Origin of the sequence: Pseudomonas sp. GV071 (assembly GCF_003050835.1) — a bacterium.
In the GTDB taxonomy this organism is placed as follows: Bacteria; Pseudomonadota; Gammaproteobacteria; order Pseudomonadales; family Pseudomonadaceae; genus Aquipseudomonas.
In genome coordinates, this window is the sequence record NZ_QAOJ01000012.1 from 133514 (window position 1) to 148243 (window position 14730).

Below are 14730 nucleotides of genomic sequence, written 5' to 3' on the forward strand. Positions count from 1 at the left end.
TTTTTAGCTGACGCGCACGGCGCCAACCCGCAAGGGTGAACGCACCACCGCGCGCTCGGGCTCGGTGTCCAACTGCGTGCGCCCATAAAAAACCAGCGCCACCAGCAACGTGCTGAGCCAGACAAAAATACCTGCCCAGAAGGTGTGCGACATGTAGTGCCAGCCCTGCAGCACCCGCGTAGTACCAAACACCATGCCCAACAGCAGAATTGCACCCAGCAGGGTTTTCGCGTGTGCCCAGCGGTAACGCCGGGCAATGAAATACAGCGCCAGCAGGGTGAATCCGCTGGAGGCATGACCACCCGGCCAGCAGCGGCCGTCACCGGCCTTGTGCAGCCAGGTGAAATTCTCGAACCACTCTTTGCGCAGTTCCTGGCCGCCATACAAGGTGGTTTCCACCGGGCAATACACACTGGTGTGGGCCTTGAGGTAGTGAATGACGCCGGTGGTCAGGGCAAAGGCGACGATGACAAAAAACAGATCCCGCCGGTGAGTAGTGGTGAAGCGCAGTACCGGTGCAATTCGCGCTTGTTCGAGGAAACGCACCGATGCGCCCTGCGAATGTGCCACCAGACGCGGCCAGACAAACGACAGCAGCGCGCCGATGATGGCCAGTTCGCCGGTCCAATCGGGGATTACCCGCAGCCACTTGTGCGTGAGGGTTTCAAACAGGTCGTTATGCCGCAGGATGAACTCGCCGGTGCTCGGGTCGATCAGCGCGTTGCTGATCACCCGGTCGATGTTGGTCAGGTCGAACAGGCAGAACACCAGCAAGGCCATAAGCAGCGGAATGCCCAGGTTGACGCGATAAAAACGCAAGCGTGGGCTCATAACACGCGCTCCGCCTGTAGCTTGGCCCAGCCATCGGCGTTCAGATAACCGAGCACTTTCGGCTTGCCGGTCTGGCTGTCCACGGCAACAAACAGGGCGCTGGTGTAGGCGCTGTCATAGTGCGCACCGCCACGGTTGAGGTCGTCCTCCAACTCGTTGATGCAGGTGCTATGGGTCACCAGCAGCAGATTCCGGTGCGCCGCCTTGTGGGCCAACATGTCGTGCTGCAGCGTGGCTTTGCAGCTTTTCAGCCAGTCCTGCGTGGCGACGCTCTTGCCGAACATGAACGACGAGGTCTGCACGGTGCGCACCAACGGGCTGCTGAGCACATCGGTGTGCGCCATGCCGAGGGCCTTGAACGCCTCCCCGACCTGTTGGGCCGTGTCACTGCCCTCAATGGTGATGCCACTGGCATCGGCCAGGCAGGGGTTGCTCGACTGGTCGCAACGCTCGGCATGGCGCACCAGTACCACTAACTCACCTTTCTTCCAGCTTTGCAGCAAACCAACCTCGCTCAGGTGCTGACCGCGGCTGAGGTCCAGCGCATACGCCGGACGCATCAGCCAGGCCGACAACAACGCCAATAGCAACACCGCCGCGCCCGGCAACAACAAGCGGCGCAAGCGGGCGAAGGAACGGAGGGGTATCGCAGGGGAAGCAACAGCAACTTCTGGCGCTGTGACCAACATGGGCCGCTCCAAACATCGTTCAGCGAAGAAAACAGCGGCACTTGCAAGCAGGCTAAAAAGGCGCCCGAAAAAGAGTAGTGCCGCAAACGTGAACGCACTGTAGGCAGCCGGGTGTGACCGGGAGGTGAAGGTGGTGTGAAAAAAACCTAATGGGCCGGCAACCGCGAAAAACCGCCTCTTGCCATCGCCAGGCCCGTGTTCTTACTGACGCACACACTTCATCGGCGGTGCTTCATACCCCCACACCACCGTCGCCTCGCCCTGGTGTTCCCAGAACGATTCATTGCGGCCCTGGTATTGGCTGCCGCTGGCGGAGGGTTGGGCATACATAAGCGAGGTGCTGTCACCCAACTCGGCAATCAGCGTCGGTGGTTCGGTGGCGTAGAACGTGGCGAGCACTTCTTTGCCTGGCTGGTTATCGCAGACATACCGCACCGGGCCCTTGCCGGGTAGCAGTTGATAACGCGCCTGCAACTCGGCGATGCGCTGTTGGTAGGCATCGCTTACGCAGTGGGTTTTGTCGTCGGCCTTCCAGCACTCGTCACGCCCCTTGAGCCAGCCACGTTGTTCGGCTTTGAGGGTGGGAGGGTGTTCATTCTTGGCTTTCGCCAGAGCCTGTTGATAGACCTTGGCCAGTTGCTCGTCCTGCGCACTGAGTGCCGGGGTTTTGCACACCAGCTCTTCGATGCTGCCAGCGGCGGCTTTGCTGCAGTCGAAGGAGGCGGCATGGCTAACGGTCGCCAGCCAGGGTGACAGCAATCCTGCGCACACGATTGCTCGCAGGTTAAAAACTTGATTTTGCATTTGGCTCGCTCTCTGAGTGGTGTACCCGGCAACCCTTGCGCTGGCGGATCTCTTCGTCGCTGGGGCGCTGGTGCTCGAACTCGAACACGCCGTCGCTGTAAAGAATCAGGTAGCCCCAATCCAGTTGCATTTCTTCCTGTCCCGGCAGTGGCGGTTTGGCCCACCACGGTTCGCGGCTGATGATTGTGCGCATGTGCATCCCCCAGGGTCTGGCCGACGGCTACAGGCGTTCGACACCTATACCCTAGATTCTTCTGCACCGCTGTCACCCCTTGGCGCTATTCCCCTCTCCCCTCCTGACGCTTTGCAGTTTTGCAAAGTGGCCGTGCAGGCCTGTCTATTCCGCCGTTTGCGGCGCGCAGCCATCATTTGCTCACGGTCTGGCACACAGACCAGACCCAACCTTTAGCCCTAAGCAAATCGAACTCACACCTTAATCAGTCTTCCCAACCTTCAAGGAGCTTCACCATGAAACTGCAAAAAACCCTGATCGCTGCCGCCATGACCCTGTCCTTCAATGCCGCCTTCGCCGCTGGCAGCCCGGGCGTGGAACAAGACACCCAAGCCTTCCTGCAAGCACTGGAAGCCGGTGGTGGCAAACCGCTCGAGCAAATGACGCCCAAAGATGCCCGCGCCGTGCTGACCGGTGCGCAGGCTTCGGTGAAGTTCGATTTCTCCGACACCAACGTTGAAGACAAAGTGATTACCGCCGACGGCCAGAAAATCAAACTGACCATCGTCCGCCCGGCCGGCGCCAAAGGCACCCTGCCGGTGTTCATGTTCTTCCACGGTGGCGGCTGGGTACTCGGCGACTACCCGACCCACGCCCGTCTGATCCACGACCTGGTGGTAAATTCCGGCGCTGTAGCGGTGTATGTCGACTACACCCCATCACCTGAAGCCCACTACCCCACCGCCATCAACCAGGCCTACGCCGCAACCAAATGGGTGGCCGAACACGGCAAGGACATCAACGTCGATGGCTCCCGCCTGGCAGTGGCCGGCAACAGCGTTGGCGGCAACATGACCGCAGCGGTGGCGCTGCTGGCGAAAGAAAAAGGAACGCCGAAACTGCGCTTCCAGGCCCTGTTGTGGCCGGTGACTGACGCCAACCTGGAGACCGGCTCGTACAACCAATTTGCCCAAGGCCACTTCCTCACCAAACCGCTGATGAAATGGTTCTGGGACAACTACACCACCTCGGCCACCGAACGCGCCGACATTCACGCCTCGCCACTGCGTGCCAGCCTGGACCAGCTCAAAGGCCTGCCACCAACCCTGATCCAGACCGCCGAATTCGACGTGCTGCGTGACGAGGGCGAAGCCTACGGTCGAAAGCTCGATGCCGCCGGCGTGGAAGTCACCACCACCCGCTACAACGGCATGATTCACGACTTCGGTCTGCTCAACCCACTGGCCCACATCAGCGGCGCCAAATCGGCGATGCTGCAAGCCGGTAGCGAACTGAAAAAACACCTGCAATAACTACCGCCGAAAAACAAAAAGCCGCCAGCGTTGATGCGCTGGCGGCTTTTTTTGTGGGGAGCGTTTAAACGTAGTTTCAGGTGCGCTGCAACCAACTCAAGAACTTGCCCTTCTTCACCTCTGCCGGCTTTTGCAGGAGCAATGATTCGGAAGCTGTGGTGCGGAATGCATGCAGTTTTGTCAGGGCGCTGGAGACTTCAGTACTTTCTTGCAAGCAGTGCTGAATATGTTCTTTGTCGATGAGGTAAATCACCGCCGAGCTCAAGGTAGTGAATCGGCCGTGGGACGCTACACCGTGGGCGATGCCTTCTTCGCCGAGGATTTCGCCGGGCCCCATGCGTCCAGCTTCGACAAAGTCGCCCTCGGCGTTATGCACAGACGCCGACACCACGCCGGTACCAATCACCATAAGGTGCTCAGCCACTTCCTCGAACTCCAGCACCACCTGCCCCGCGACATAACGCTGGGCCTGCATGTTCTGGCTGAGCTCGTCCTTCTGTTCGCTACTCAGGGAACGGAAAATCTTCACGTCATCCAACACGCTGCGCATCCGGCTGCGGGGTGCTTCGCCGCTGCGCTGTACACCGGCCGCTTCGAGCAGGCGATGGGCGAGGTCGAACATCAGGTTGCGGGCCTCGGCGCTGTTCTGCCCGGTGGCGATAAAGCCGCTGGCTTCGTACTCCACGGCTTCCAGATCGGAGCCTTTGATCGAGACTTTACCCGGCGGTTTGGGTAACAGCGCGCTGACGCCTTGCAGGGTTTTTTCCAACGCTTCGATCACCACCCGCGGGCGCACCGCGGCAGGCACGCTGATGCTGATCGACACCCCCTGGACATTGGCGGCGCGGTTGAAGTTGACCACCTTGGTCTTGGCCGCTACCGAGTTGGGGATCACCACGGTGCTGCCCTGGGCAGTTTTCAGGTAGGTGGCGCGCCAGTCGATTTCGACCACCTGGCCCTCGACGCCATCAATGCTGATCCAGTCATCCAGCCGGTAGGGCTTGGTGGTGTTCAAGACGATGCCGGAGAACACGTCGCTCAAGGTGCTCTGCAATGCCAGACCGACGACGATGGCGACCACTCCAGAGGTGGCGAGCAAACCTTTCACTGGCAATTGCATTACATAGGCCGCCGCCGCCACCGCTGCCAGGAGAAAAATCATCGCCCCCAATACGTCTTGCAATAAGCGCCCGGTGTGTCCGCTGCGCGGCATCAGTACCACGCCCATTACCACCGTGGCAGTGCGCGCCAACAGCAACCACCAGGCGATGCCCAGTACCGAGCCGAGCATGTTCAGTGCAGGCGTCGGCCAGGGTGGCGGCAGTAACGGGCTCAAGCCCGCCTCGACAATCACCAGGCTATAGGTGAGGAAAAACACCACCCTCAGCACCACGCGCCAGAGCTTGGCGTCGGCCGGCAACAGGCGCCAGGCAGCGATGTCCACCAGCAACAGGGCGGTGGCGATAAGCAGCAGGTGACTGTTGATCAGCTCGAGCATGAAAAGTCCTGGTTCAGAGTGGCGGCGCGGGCGCCCGGCATTCGCCACGCAGGCGGACGGCGTCCTGTTCGAACACCTCTTTCAGCCAGTTGCCCACGGCCTGGAAGCGGCCGATGCGGCCGGCATCGCGGTGGCTGAGCAACCATACCTCACGGTGCACTTCGACATCATCACTGAGGCGGCGCAAACCGATCCGATCACCCAACAGGCACGGCAACAAGGCCAGCCCTAAACCGGTTTCGCAGGCGTTGACCAAGGTGCTGACGCTGCTCACCCGTAGCGGGTAATGGGCCAGCGGGGCGATGTCGCGCAGCCAACGCATCTCGGCCATTTCCGACAGTTCTTCACCGTAGGCGAGCCAGGGTTGATCGCACCACAAGTCGCGTGGAACCTCGGCGAACCGCTCGGCGCCATACACGGCAAAACCGAGGTCACCGACCTTGCGCATCACCAGTGCCGCGTCGTCCTGCGGGCGGGCCAGGCGCAGGGCGAAGTCAGCCTCGCGGCGGGTGAACGACAGCGCCTGGTTAGCCACCAGCAATTGAAGTTGCAGCTGCGGGTGGCATTCCATTAACGCCGGCATGTGGTCGACCAGCCAGTGGCTGAAGAGAAAGTCGATGGAGGTGATACGCACCGGACCGGCGACGCCATCGGCTTCACTGCACGTGTCGACCAGCATGCTTTTCACATCGCCGAGCACCCGTTCGGCGTAGGTGAGAAACACCACGCCAGCCTCGGTGGCGTGGTAGCCGGAGTTGTCGCGAATAAACAGCCGACGCTGCAACGCCGCTTCAGCAGCCGCCAGGCGCCGGCTCATGGTCGAGGGGTCGATGCCGAGCGTACGCCCGGCGGCGCTCATGCTGCCTTCGCGGGCCAGGGCCAAGAGCAGGGGAATGTCATTCCAGTCGAAATTCGCGGCGTTGGAATCCACGGGCGCTCCTTATCCTTAGCGGGGTGACAGACAAACAGCCATCGTCACCGCCAGTTAGCGGACAAGCATAGGATTCTCGTGCTCACCTGGGGAAGGAATTTACGTACCGTTGGGCTTCGCTGTGCTCAACCCAACTACGAACAAATTTGCGTAGGTTGGGTTGAGCGCAGCGAAGCCCAACTAAATCAGTGCTGCAGCCGGTAACCAGTGCGGAAGATCTGCCCAACGATAACGATGCACACCAGCAGGAAGCCAAGCAGGAATGCCACATCAAGCATCGGGTTGAACTCGGTGACATCGAAGAACGCCCAGCGAAACGCATCCACCAGGTACACCACCGGGTTGAACAGGCTGATTGTCTGCCAGGTGGGCGGCAGCATGTTCAGTGAGTAGAAGCTGCCACCGAGAAAGGTCAGCGGCGTGATCACCAACGACGGCACCACTTCCAGTTTGTCCCAGCCGTCCACGCACAGGCCGACGATAAACCCGAGCATGCTGAACGACACTGCGCACAGCAGCAGAATGAAAAACGCCCAGAACGGATGGGCCACTTCATAGGGCACGAACACCCGTGCGGTGAGCAGGATGGCGGCCGCCAGCACCATCGACTTGACCACAGCCGCGCCGACATAACCGAAGACGATTTCGGTCGGCGACAACGGCGCCGAAAGAATCTCGTAAATCGCCCCGGAGTAGCGCGGCATGTAGATGCCGAAGGCGGCGTTGGACACACTCTGGGTGAGCACCGCCAGCAAGGTCAGGCCCGGCACGATAAAGCTGCCGTAGGGAATGCTGCCGATCTCGGCCATGCGCGAACCGATGGCCGAACCGAACACCACGAAGTACAGAGCGGTGGCCAACACCGGTGCGGCCAGGCTCTGCATCAGGGTGCGTACAGAGCGAGCCATTTCGAAACGGAAGATGGCGTGGATGGAATAGAAATTCATGCAGGCTTTCTCAGCAGTTCAACAAAGATGTCCTCAAGGGAGCTTTCCGAGGTGTGCAGGTCTTTGAAGTCGATATCGTTGGCGGCCAGGCGGCGCAGGAAGTCGGCGATGCCCTGGTTGTCGCGGGCGACATCCAGCACCAGCTCACGGCCCTGGTCCACCAGCTCCACCGGGAAGCCGACGAGGTCGGCCGGCAGTTGTGCCAGCGGCTGCTGCAATTGCAGGCGCAGTTGGCGACGGCCGAGACGGGCCATCAGATCGGTTTTGTTTTCCACCAGCAGCAAGCGGCCATCGCTGATCACGCCGACGCGGTCGGCCATCTCTTCGGCCTCTTCCAGGTAGTGGGTGGTGAGCACCACGGTCACCCCGCGGTCGCGTAAACGGCGAACCATCGCCCACATGTCGCGGCGCAACTCGACGTCGACACCGGCAGTGGGCTCATCGAGAAACAGCACCTGCGGCTCATGGGCCAGGGCCTTGGCAATCATTACCCGGCGGCGCATGCCACCGGACAGGGTCATGGTCGCGTCGTCACGTTTGCTCCACAGCGACAGGTCACGCAGAATCTGTTCCAGCAGTTGGGGTGCCGGTGGTTTGCCGAACAGGCCACGGCTGAAACGCACGCTGGAAAGCACGCTCTCGAAACCTTCGTTGACCATTTCCTGAGGCACCAGACCAACTTTGGCGCGCGCTTCGCGGTATTGGCGTGGCAGCTCCAGGCCGTCGATATGAATGCTGCCCCCGGTGGCTTTGACCAGGCCACAAATGGCCCCGATCAAGGTGGATTTTCCAGCACCGTTCGGCCCCAGCAGGGCGAAGATTTCGCCGTGTTGAATGTCCAGATCTATCCCGCGCAAGGCTTGATGGCCGTTGGCGTAAGTTTTCTCCAGGCCCCGAAGGGATATTGCGCTGCTCATGCAGAGTCACCCAGGCATTCAGTAATTTTGCTGCGCAGCCAGCGCTGTGCAGGGTCCATGTCCTGGGTCGCACCCCAGGCCATGGACAGATCATAAACCGGCGCCTCGAACGGCAGCTCATCAACTCGCAAACCACCGTTGGAAGTCAGCGCGGCGGCGGCGTAGTCCGGCACCGTGGCCACCATCTGGGTGCCCGGCAGCAATTGGCTCAAGCCGTAGAACTGCGGCACGGCCAATTTCACTTGGCGTTTGCGCCCGCGCTTGGCCAACTCTTCATCGATAAAGCCGCTGAGGTCACCGGCAAAACTCACCAGCGCGTGGGGGCGCTCGCAGTACTCGTCCATGGTGATCGGGGTGTCTGCCGAGTCGCCGCGCACCATCACCGAACGGCTACGGCGCAGGGTTTTGCATTTGGCATTGGCGGGCAGATCGCCGACGTAGCAGATGCCCAGCGACACCTCGCCGGCAGAAAGTTGATTGCAGATCGACAGGTAATGGGTGCGGCGCACCACCAGCGTCACATGGGGCGCCTCGACGCTGAGCACGCGCATCAGTTGTGGCAGCAGGCCGAGTTCGACGTCGTCGCTCAAGCCGATGCGGAACACTTCGCGGCTGGTGCAGGGGTCAAAATCGACGCTCTGGCCAATGGCCGAAGAGATGGTGTCGAGGGCGGGGCGCAGCAGGCTTTCCAGTTCGATAGCTCGTGGGGTCGGCTCCATGCTGCGGCCGACGCGGACAAACAGTGGGTCGTTGTACAGGGTACGCAGGCGACCCAGGGCGGCGCTGACCGCTGGCTGACCGAGAAACAGACGCTCCGCCGCACGGCTGACATTACGCTCGATCATCATCATTTCGAAAACGATCAGCAGGTTGAGGTCTACGCGGCGAAGGTCGATGCGGTTCATGCTTGTTGCTCCCTGTGGTGTGGGAGCAATCATCGGCCCGTTGGGCGCGCGTGAGAATAGACAGGGCTGCAAAGGCCCTGTGCAAATCTGCAACGACTTGAAGGCTTAGTTCTCCGACTTGTCCTTCGCGGTCTCAAGCTCCTGCATGCGCTTATCGTAGATATCGCAGTGGCTGGCCTTGTCGGCCGACTTGGTCTTGAGGTTCATGTCCTCGATCTCGTCGTTGATCTCTTTGGCCTTTTGCGGGTTCTGCTCGGTGAGCTGGTGCACCTTGGCGGCCAATTGCTGGGCCTTCTGCTCGGCTTCCTCGGGCGTGCAACTGGCCCAGGTCGAACCGGCGGCAAGCAAGGTGACGGCGGCGGTAATGCTCAATAGACGTTTCATGGTCCTGTCCTTTTGGCGCGTTGGCTCTCCTTCGGTGGAGGGCGCAGCGCGGGCAAAAGTTCAGCTAAAACGACGGGAGACAATTCTTACGCACACACGTAGGAGCGGCTTCAGCCGCGATGCTTTTGAAATCAAGAGCATCGCGGCTAAAGCCGCTCCTACGAGCGAGTGCAGTCCCTATCTATCAATGCCCTTCAGAGGCATTGAACATGGTCTTGGCGTAGATCAGGCCCAGACCGTAGGCGCCGCCGTAGGCAATCGAGGTTTTCACGGTTTCGTCGTAGGTTTCGCCACGGGCCCAGTCGCGTTGCAGTTCGAGCAGGTATTGCAGCGAGGTCATGGGGCGAGCACCCAGTTGGATCATGCGTTGGATCGCCATTTCGTGGGCTTCCACCGACACGTCACCACAGGCGTCGGCGATGAAGTACACCTCGAAACCCTGGTCCAGCGCCGACAGTGCCGGGCCAACGATACACACCGAGGTCCATAGCCCGGCGAGGACGATTTTCTGCTTGCCGGCGGCATTCACTTCTACCGCAATGCGCTCATCTTCCCAGGTGTTCATGCTGGTGCGGTCGATGATGGTTTTTTCAGGAAATGCCGATTTGATTTCATCGAAAATCGGCCCGGAAAAGCTCTTCGCGGCGACGGTGGTGAGGATGGTAGAAACGTTGAATTCACGTGCTGCGTTGGCTACCAGCGCGGCGTTGTTACGCAGGGTGACCGCGTCGATCGACTTGGTCGCGAAGGACATCTGCGATTGGTGGTCGATCATGATCAGGGTGTGATCGTCGTGGTTCAGAAGGGTTTTGCCTGGAACTGCTTTTGCGATAGCCATGGGTAAATTTCCTTTTCAGTTTTAATGGTAAGTAGCGGGTTGTTTTGAATTCGCTGGGTTGTTTGCAAACCGTGGAGCAATGATCACCCGTTGCTGAAAAGCGCGGAATAGACAGGGGTGCACGGCCACTTTGCAGATTTGCAAAGGGGCTGGATTGACGAATTGTGCGCAGGAAGTGACAAGGCCGATGACAGCGTGCGCTCTGTGGGAGGGGCTTCAGCCGCGAGCTCTTAGAATCCAGGGCATCGCGGCTGAAGCCCCTCCCACAAAAAGCCAGAGCGCTTTAAAACAAATCCAGCTGTCCGCCCACCAGCGTGCCGAAGTCGTCGTCGACAAAGGGCAGGATGGCGTCGGCCACGGGCTGCAGTTGGCGGGTCAGGTAGTGGTCGTAGTCGATGGGGGCGCTGATGGCTTCCAGCGGCTGTGGGCCGGCCAGGGTGATCAGGTAGCTGATCCAGCCGCCACGTTGGTATTGCCGCGGGCGGCCCTGTTCAGCGTTGTATTCGTCAGCGAGGCGCGCAGCGCGCACATGCGGCGGGACGTTGCGCTCGTAGTCGGCCAGCGGGCGGCGCAGGCGTTTGCGGTACACCAGCAAATCGTCCTGCTCACCGGCCAGGGTCGCTGCCACGTAGTCACGCACATAGGCCTGATAAGGCTGACGGCGGAAGATCCGCGAATAGAGTTCCTGCTGAAATTGCTGGGCCAGCGGCGACCAATCGGTGCGCACGGTTTCCAGGCCCTTGTAGACCATCTGCTCACCCATCAAGCCGGCATACCGTTTTTTGCTGCCCTCCTCCGCGCCGCGAATCGTCGGCATCAGAAAACGGCGGAAGTGGGTTTCGTATTGCAGCTCCAGCACGCTGGTCAAGCCGAACTCGCGCTGCAGTGCTTCGCGCCAATAGTCGTTGACCCGTTGCACCAGGCGGCGGCCAATCACCCCGGCTTCTTCTTCGCCGTGTTCGCGGCCCAGCCACACGAAGGTGGAGTCGGTGTCGCCATAGATCACGGTGTGGCCCTGGGCTTCGATCAGCTCGCGGGTGGTGTGCATGATCTGATGTCCACGCAAGGTAATCGACGAGGCTAGACGCGTGTCGAAAAAGCGGCAACCGCTGGAGCCCAGCACGCCGTAGAAGGCGTTCATGATGATCTTCAGCGCCTGCGACAGCGGCTTGTTGCCATCGCGTTTGGCCTGCTCGCGGCCCTCGGCCACGCGGGACACGATGGCTGGCAAGCAATGCCGCTCACGAGAAAAACGCGCACCGCGAAAGCCTTCGACGCTGGTGCTGTCATCCGTCTCGCGCAGGCCTTCCACCAGGCCCACCGGGTCGATCAGAAAGGTGCGGATAATCGAGGGGTACAGGCTCTTGTAATCGAGCACCAGCACCGACTCGTACAGCCCTGGCTGCGAGTTCATCACAAAGCCGCCGGGACTAGCCTGCGGTGGTTTCTCGCCGAGGTTGGGCGCCACAAAACCCTGGCGGTGCATCAGCGGCATATACAGGTGGGTGAAGGCGGCCACCGAACCGCCACTGCGGTCGGCGGGCAAGCCGGTGACGCTGGCGCGCTCGAGCAAAAAGCTCAGCAGCTCGGTCTTGGCGAAGATCCGCGTGACCAGCTCGCAGTCCTTGAGGTTGTAGCGCGCCAGGGCGGGTTTGTCCTCGGCGAACATGCGGTCGATTTCGTCCATGCGCTGGTAGGGCGTGGAAATATCCTTGCCCTCGCCGAGCAGGGTTTGCGCGACGTTCTCCAGGCTGAAGGAGGGAAAACTCCAAGTCGCCGAACGCAACGCCTCGATACCATCGATGATCAGCCGCCCGGCCGCCTCGGCAAAAAAGTGATTGTTGCGGCTGCCATGCTCGCGCCAGCCCATGGCCTCGCCATCGCGGCCCAGGCGCAGCGGCACCTGCAGTTTCTGCGAGTGTTCCAGCAGCACGCGCAAGTCGAACTGCACCAGGTTCCAGCCGATGATGGCGTCGGGGTCGTTCGTCGCCAGCCAACTGTTCAGGCGCTCCAGCAGTTGCGCGCGGGAGTCGCAATATTCGAGGTCGAAATCCACCGCGCTGTCATCCGCGTTGGCCGGGCCGAGCATGTACACCTGGCGCCGGCCGCAGCCTTCCACGGCAATCGAATACAGCTCGCCGTGGCGGGTGGTTTCGATATCCAGCGAGCACAGTTTCAGTTGTGGGCGGTAGTCTGGGTCGGGCTTTAACTGGGCCTCATCGAAACCGCCCTGGCCATCCGGGGTGCCGGAGAACAGCACCGGCGCGGTGATAAAACGCTCCATCAGGTAACGCTCGGGCGGGCGCACGTCGGCTTCGTACACATCCACACCGACACTGCGCAGCAGCTTGTCGATGTTCATCAGTTGGCGGTGCTGACGGGTGTACAGGCCAAGCACCGGGCGGTGCTGAAAGTCCTGCAGCTCCAGCTCACGCAGCTCCACGTCCTTTTCCTTGGCGAGCATGCCTTCCACGCGCAACCGCTGCTCGGCCGGCACAAAGGCCACCGAGGTCTGCACCGGCAAACGCAACAGCCGCGGGCCCTGGTCGGTGGCCAGCCAGAAACTCACCTGGGTGCCGGCGGGGGTGTCGCGCCAATGCCGCGAAAGGAGAAAGCCGCGCTGTAAGGGGTGCGCTGTCATGGAGCTGCCTTGGAGTAAGTGCGGCGATTCTACTGTATCGATATACAGATAGCCGACTGTTTTCCCTCGGCTTTGGCCTACAGGTTTTGAGTATTCCGACCAACGTCATGACCAAAACGCGCCGTGCGCAGGTCTAGAAAACCGAGAGCACCCAGGACTTCCCCGGAGATTTTGCCCATGCAGCTCAAAGGTTCCTGCCATTGCGGCGCCGTTGCCTTCAGCCTGACCAGCCCACACCCCTACCCTTATCAACGCTGTTACTGCTCGATCTGCCGCAAGACCCAGGGCGGTGGCGGCTACGCCATCAACCTCAGCGGCGAGGCGCGCAGCATGAAAGTGCGCGGGCGCAAACACATCAGCATCTACCACGCGAAAATCAAACCCAATGGCGCCGGCCGCGCCCACGTCAGCAGCGCCGAGCGGCACTTCTGCAACCAGTGCGGCAGCGCCCTGTGGCTGTACAGCCCGGAATGGCCCGAGCTGATCCACCCGTTCGCCAGCGCCATCGACAGCGACCTGCCGGTGCCGCCGGAACACACCCATTTGCTCCTCGACTCGAAAGCCAGCTGGGTGGAGGTGGACAAACGCAAGGGCGACAAGACCTTCGAGGGTTATCCACAGGAGTCCATCGCCCAATGGCACCAGCGCCTGGGCCTGGAGTGCTGAATTAACCAGCCGGTACGCGCCCGGTTCGCCGCCAGGGATATACTCGCCCGCCTGCGCACCGCGCCCTTGAGCGCGGCGCAGCTTTTGCTACTGCCATTGCGAGGGACCACCGGATGAACGATCTCAACGCCCTGTTGGGCATTCCCCTTCCCATCATCCAGGCGCCCATGGCCGGCACCGCGACCCCGGCGATGGCCGCAGCGGTCAGCAACGCCGGCGGGCTGGGCTCGATTTCGATTGCCGCGGTAAATGCCGAAGCCGGCCGCGAAATGATCCGCCAGCTGCGCGCCGCCACCAGCAAGCCATTCAACATCAACGTGTTCTGCAATGTACCGTCGCACGCCAACGTCGCCGTCGAGCAGCGTTGGTTGCAGCATCTGGCACCCTGGTTCGCCGAGTTCGGCGCGCAGCCACCGGCGGCGATTCAGGACATATACACCAGCCTGTATAACGACGAAGCCCAGCTGCAGGTGCTGCTCGAAGAACGCCCGGCGATGGTCAGCCTGCACCTGGGCCTGCCGCCGCAGGAGCGTATCGACGCGCTGAAGGCTGCCGGTATTGTGGTGGTGGCGTCGGCTACTTCGCTGGAAGAGGGTCGTCTGGTGCAGGCCGCCGGGGTGCACATGGTGGTGGCGCAAGGGATTGAGGCCGGTGGCCACCGCGGCATTTTTGATCCCGAGCAAATCGACGGCTGCCTGACCACCGCCGAGCTGGTGCAGGCGCTGGTCGCTGAGCTGGAGATTCCGGTGATTGCCGCAGGCGGCATCATGGACGGCGCCGACATCGCCGCCGTGCTCAAGCTCGGCGCCGTGGCCGCGCAGTTGGGCACCGCCTTCGTGCTGTGCCCGGAGTCGGCCGCCAACGCCAGCTACCGCGCCATGCTTTGCAGCGAGCGGGCCAAGCAGACGCAGATCACCCGGGTGATTTCCGGGCGCCCGGCGCGCGGCATTCTCAATCGATTCATGGTCGAAGTCGGCACTGCCGGACACCCACAGGTGCCGGGTTTCGGCATTGCCTACAACGCCGGCAAGAAGCTGATCGAAGCCGCCAGCCAGGCCGGCAGCGCCGAGTTTGCCGCGCACTGGGCCGGGACCAATGCCAGCAAGGCGCGCAGCCTGCCGGCGGCGCAGTTGCTGGAAACGCTATATGAGGAATACCTGACCGTAGAAAAAACTCGATGAGGCCGCTGTAAAA

At 61.4% G+C, this 14730-nt stretch carries 15 protein-coding genes; 3 read left to right on the forward strand and 12 right to left on the reverse strand.

Features of this window, described 5'->3' with window-relative positions; translation table 11 throughout:
• Positions 1-3: 3 nt before the first annotated feature.
• The 4 genes from C8K61_RS21350 to C8K61_RS21365 all read right to left on the reverse strand — a co-directional run bounded on the left by C8K61_RS21350 (position 4) and on the right by C8K61_RS21365 (position 2517).
• Positions 4-831: a phosphatase PAP2 family protein gene (locus C8K61_RS21350; protein ID WP_108098305.1), complete on the reverse strand. Its 828-nt coding sequence runs from the start codon at positions 829-831 to the stop codon at positions 4-6.
• Positions 828-1520, reverse strand: a complete 693-nt coding sequence (locus C8K61_RS21355) for a histidine phosphatase family protein (protein ID WP_108098306.1) — start codon at positions 1518-1520, stop codon at positions 828-830. Before C8K61_RS21355 ends, C8K61_RS21350 begins: the two co-directional genes overlap by 4 nt.
• A 201-nt stretch (positions 1521-1721) precedes the next feature.
• Positions 1722-2279 (reverse strand): MliC family protein, encoded by a 558-nt coding sequence (locus C8K61_RS21360; RefSeq protein ID WP_256589513.1) that lies wholly within the window; start codon positions 2277-2279, stop codon positions 1722-1724.
• A 25-nt stretch (positions 2280-2304) separates the two neighbouring features.
• Positions 2305-2517 carry a hypothetical protein gene (locus C8K61_RS21365; protein WP_108098390.1) on the reverse strand — a complete coding sequence of 71 codons (213 nt, stop codon included), beginning with the start codon at positions 2515-2517 and terminating at the stop codon, positions 2305-2307.
• A 275-nt stretch (positions 2518-2792) separates the two neighbouring features.
• Between C8K61_RS21365 and C8K61_RS21370 the strand changes: the two genes are divergently transcribed.
• Positions 2793-3809 carry an alpha/beta hydrolase gene (locus C8K61_RS21370; RefSeq protein WP_108098308.1) on the forward strand — a complete coding sequence of 339 codons (1017 nt, stop codon included), beginning with the start codon at positions 2793-2795 and terminating at the stop codon, positions 3807-3809.
• A gap of 76 nt (positions 3810-3885) precedes the next feature.
• Here C8K61_RS21370 and C8K61_RS21375 read toward each other — a convergent pair whose 3' ends face one another.
• The 8 genes from C8K61_RS21375 to C8K61_RS21410 all read right to left on the reverse strand — a co-directional run bounded on the left by C8K61_RS21375 (position 3886) and on the right by C8K61_RS21410 (position 12870).
• Positions 3886-5307: a mechanosensitive ion channel family protein gene (locus C8K61_RS21375; protein ID WP_108098309.1), complete on the reverse strand. Its 1422-nt coding sequence runs from the start codon at positions 5305-5307 to the stop codon at positions 3886-3888.
• 13 nt (positions 5308-5320) lie between these two features.
• Positions 5321-6238, reverse strand: coding sequence for a LysR family transcriptional regulator (locus C8K61_RS21380; protein ID WP_256589514.1), 918 nt, complete (start codon positions 6236-6238; stop codon positions 5321-5323).
• A 185-nt stretch (positions 6239-6423) separates the two neighbouring features.
• The gene (locus C8K61_RS21385; protein ID WP_108098310.1) at positions 6424-7185 is read right to left on the reverse strand and encodes an ABC transporter permease; all 762 of its coding nucleotides are present in this window, start codon (positions 7183-7185) and stop codon (positions 6424-6426) included.
• Positions 7182-8102 (reverse strand): ABC transporter ATP-binding protein, encoded by a 921-nt coding sequence (locus C8K61_RS21390; protein WP_108098311.1) that lies wholly within the window; start codon positions 8100-8102, stop codon positions 7182-7184. The genes C8K61_RS21385 and C8K61_RS21390 overlap by 4 nt, the downstream gene beginning before the upstream one ends.
• Positions 8099-9007 carry a LysR family transcriptional regulator gene (locus C8K61_RS21395; protein WP_108098312.1) on the reverse strand — a complete coding sequence of 303 codons (909 nt, stop codon included), beginning with the start codon at positions 9005-9007 and terminating at the stop codon, positions 8099-8101. Before C8K61_RS21395 ends, C8K61_RS21390 begins: the two co-directional genes overlap by 4 nt.
• Before the next feature lie 105 nt (positions 9008-9112).
• A complete protein-coding gene (locus C8K61_RS21400) occupies positions 9113-9391 on the reverse strand; it encodes a hypothetical protein (RefSeq protein ID WP_108098313.1) in 279 nt (92 codons plus the stop codon).
• 184 nt (positions 9392-9575) lie between these two features.
• Positions 9576-10229, reverse strand: a complete 654-nt coding sequence (locus C8K61_RS21405; protein ID WP_108098314.1) for a hydrolase — start codon at positions 10227-10229, stop codon at positions 9576-9578.
• A 283-nt stretch (positions 10230-10512) separates the two neighbouring features.
• Complete coding sequence (locus tag C8K61_RS21410) at positions 10513-12870, reverse strand: DNA polymerase II (protein ID WP_108098315.1); 2358 nt, start codon at positions 12868-12870, stop codon at positions 10513-10515.
• A 177-nt stretch (positions 12871-13047) separates the two neighbouring features.
• On the opposite strand from C8K61_RS21410, the gene C8K61_RS21415 reads away from it, so the two are divergent.
• Positions 13048-13536 carry a GFA family protein gene (locus C8K61_RS21415; RefSeq protein WP_108098316.1) on the forward strand — a complete coding sequence of 163 codons (489 nt, stop codon included), beginning with the start codon at positions 13048-13050 and terminating at the stop codon, positions 13534-13536.
• A gap of 113 nt (positions 13537-13649) precedes the next feature.
• Positions 13650-14717: a nitronate monooxygenase family protein gene (locus C8K61_RS21420; RefSeq protein WP_108098317.1), complete on the forward strand. Its 1068-nt coding sequence runs from the start codon at positions 13650-13652 to the stop codon at positions 14715-14717.
• Positions 14718-14730: the final 13 nt, after the last annotated feature.

What these genes read in the sequence shown, in the direction of transcription:
- C8K61_RS21405 (WP_108098314.1), bottom strand. Translation starts at nt 10,229, where the DNA reads ATGGCTATCGCAAAAGCAGTTCCAGGCAAAACCCTTCTGAACCACGAC.
- C8K61_RS21350 (WP_108098305.1), bottom strand. Translation starts at nt 831, where the DNA reads ATGAGCCCACGCTTGCGTTTTTATCGCGTCAACCTGGGCATTCCGCTG.
- C8K61_RS21390 (WP_108098311.1), bottom strand. Translation starts at nt 8,102, where the DNA reads ATGAGCAGCGCAATATCCCTTCGGGGCCTGGAGAAAACTTACGCCAAC.
- C8K61_RS21355 (WP_108098306.1), bottom strand. Translation starts at nt 1,520, where the DNA reads ATGTTGGTCACAGCGCCAGAAGTTGCTGTTGCTTCCCCTGCGATACCC.
- C8K61_RS21400 (WP_108098313.1), bottom strand. Translation starts at nt 9,391, where the DNA reads ATGAAACGTCTATTGAGCATTACCGCCGCCGTCACCTTGCTTGCCGCC.
- C8K61_RS21370 (WP_108098308.1), top strand. Translation starts at nt 2,793, where the DNA reads ATGAAACTGCAAAAAACCCTGATCGCTGCCGCCATGACCCTGTCCTTC.
- C8K61_RS21365 (WP_108098390.1), bottom strand. Translation starts at nt 2,517, where the DNA reads ATGCGCACAATCATCAGCCGCGAACCGTGGTGGGCCAAACCGCCACTG.
- C8K61_RS21420 (WP_108098317.1), top strand. Translation starts at nt 13,650, where the DNA reads ATGAACGATCTCAACGCCCTGTTGGGCATTCCCCTTCCCATCATCCAG.
- C8K61_RS21395 (WP_108098312.1), bottom strand. Translation starts at nt 9,007, where the DNA reads ATGAACCGCATCGACCTTCGCCGCGTAGACCTCAACCTGCTGATCGTT.
- C8K61_RS21410 (WP_108098315.1), bottom strand. Translation starts at nt 12,870, where the DNA reads ATGACAGCGCACCCCTTACAGCGCGGCTTTCTCCTTTCGCGGCATTGG.
- C8K61_RS21375 (WP_108098309.1), bottom strand. Translation starts at nt 5,307, where the DNA reads ATGCTCGAGCTGATCAACAGTCACCTGCTGCTTATCGCCACCGCCCTG.
- C8K61_RS21385 (WP_108098310.1), bottom strand. Translation starts at nt 7,185, where the DNA reads ATGAATTTCTATTCCATCCACGCCATCTTCCGTTTCGAAATGGCTCGC.
- C8K61_RS21415 (WP_108098316.1), top strand. Translation starts at nt 13,048, where the DNA reads ATGCAGCTCAAAGGTTCCTGCCATTGCGGCGCCGTTGCCTTCAGCCTG.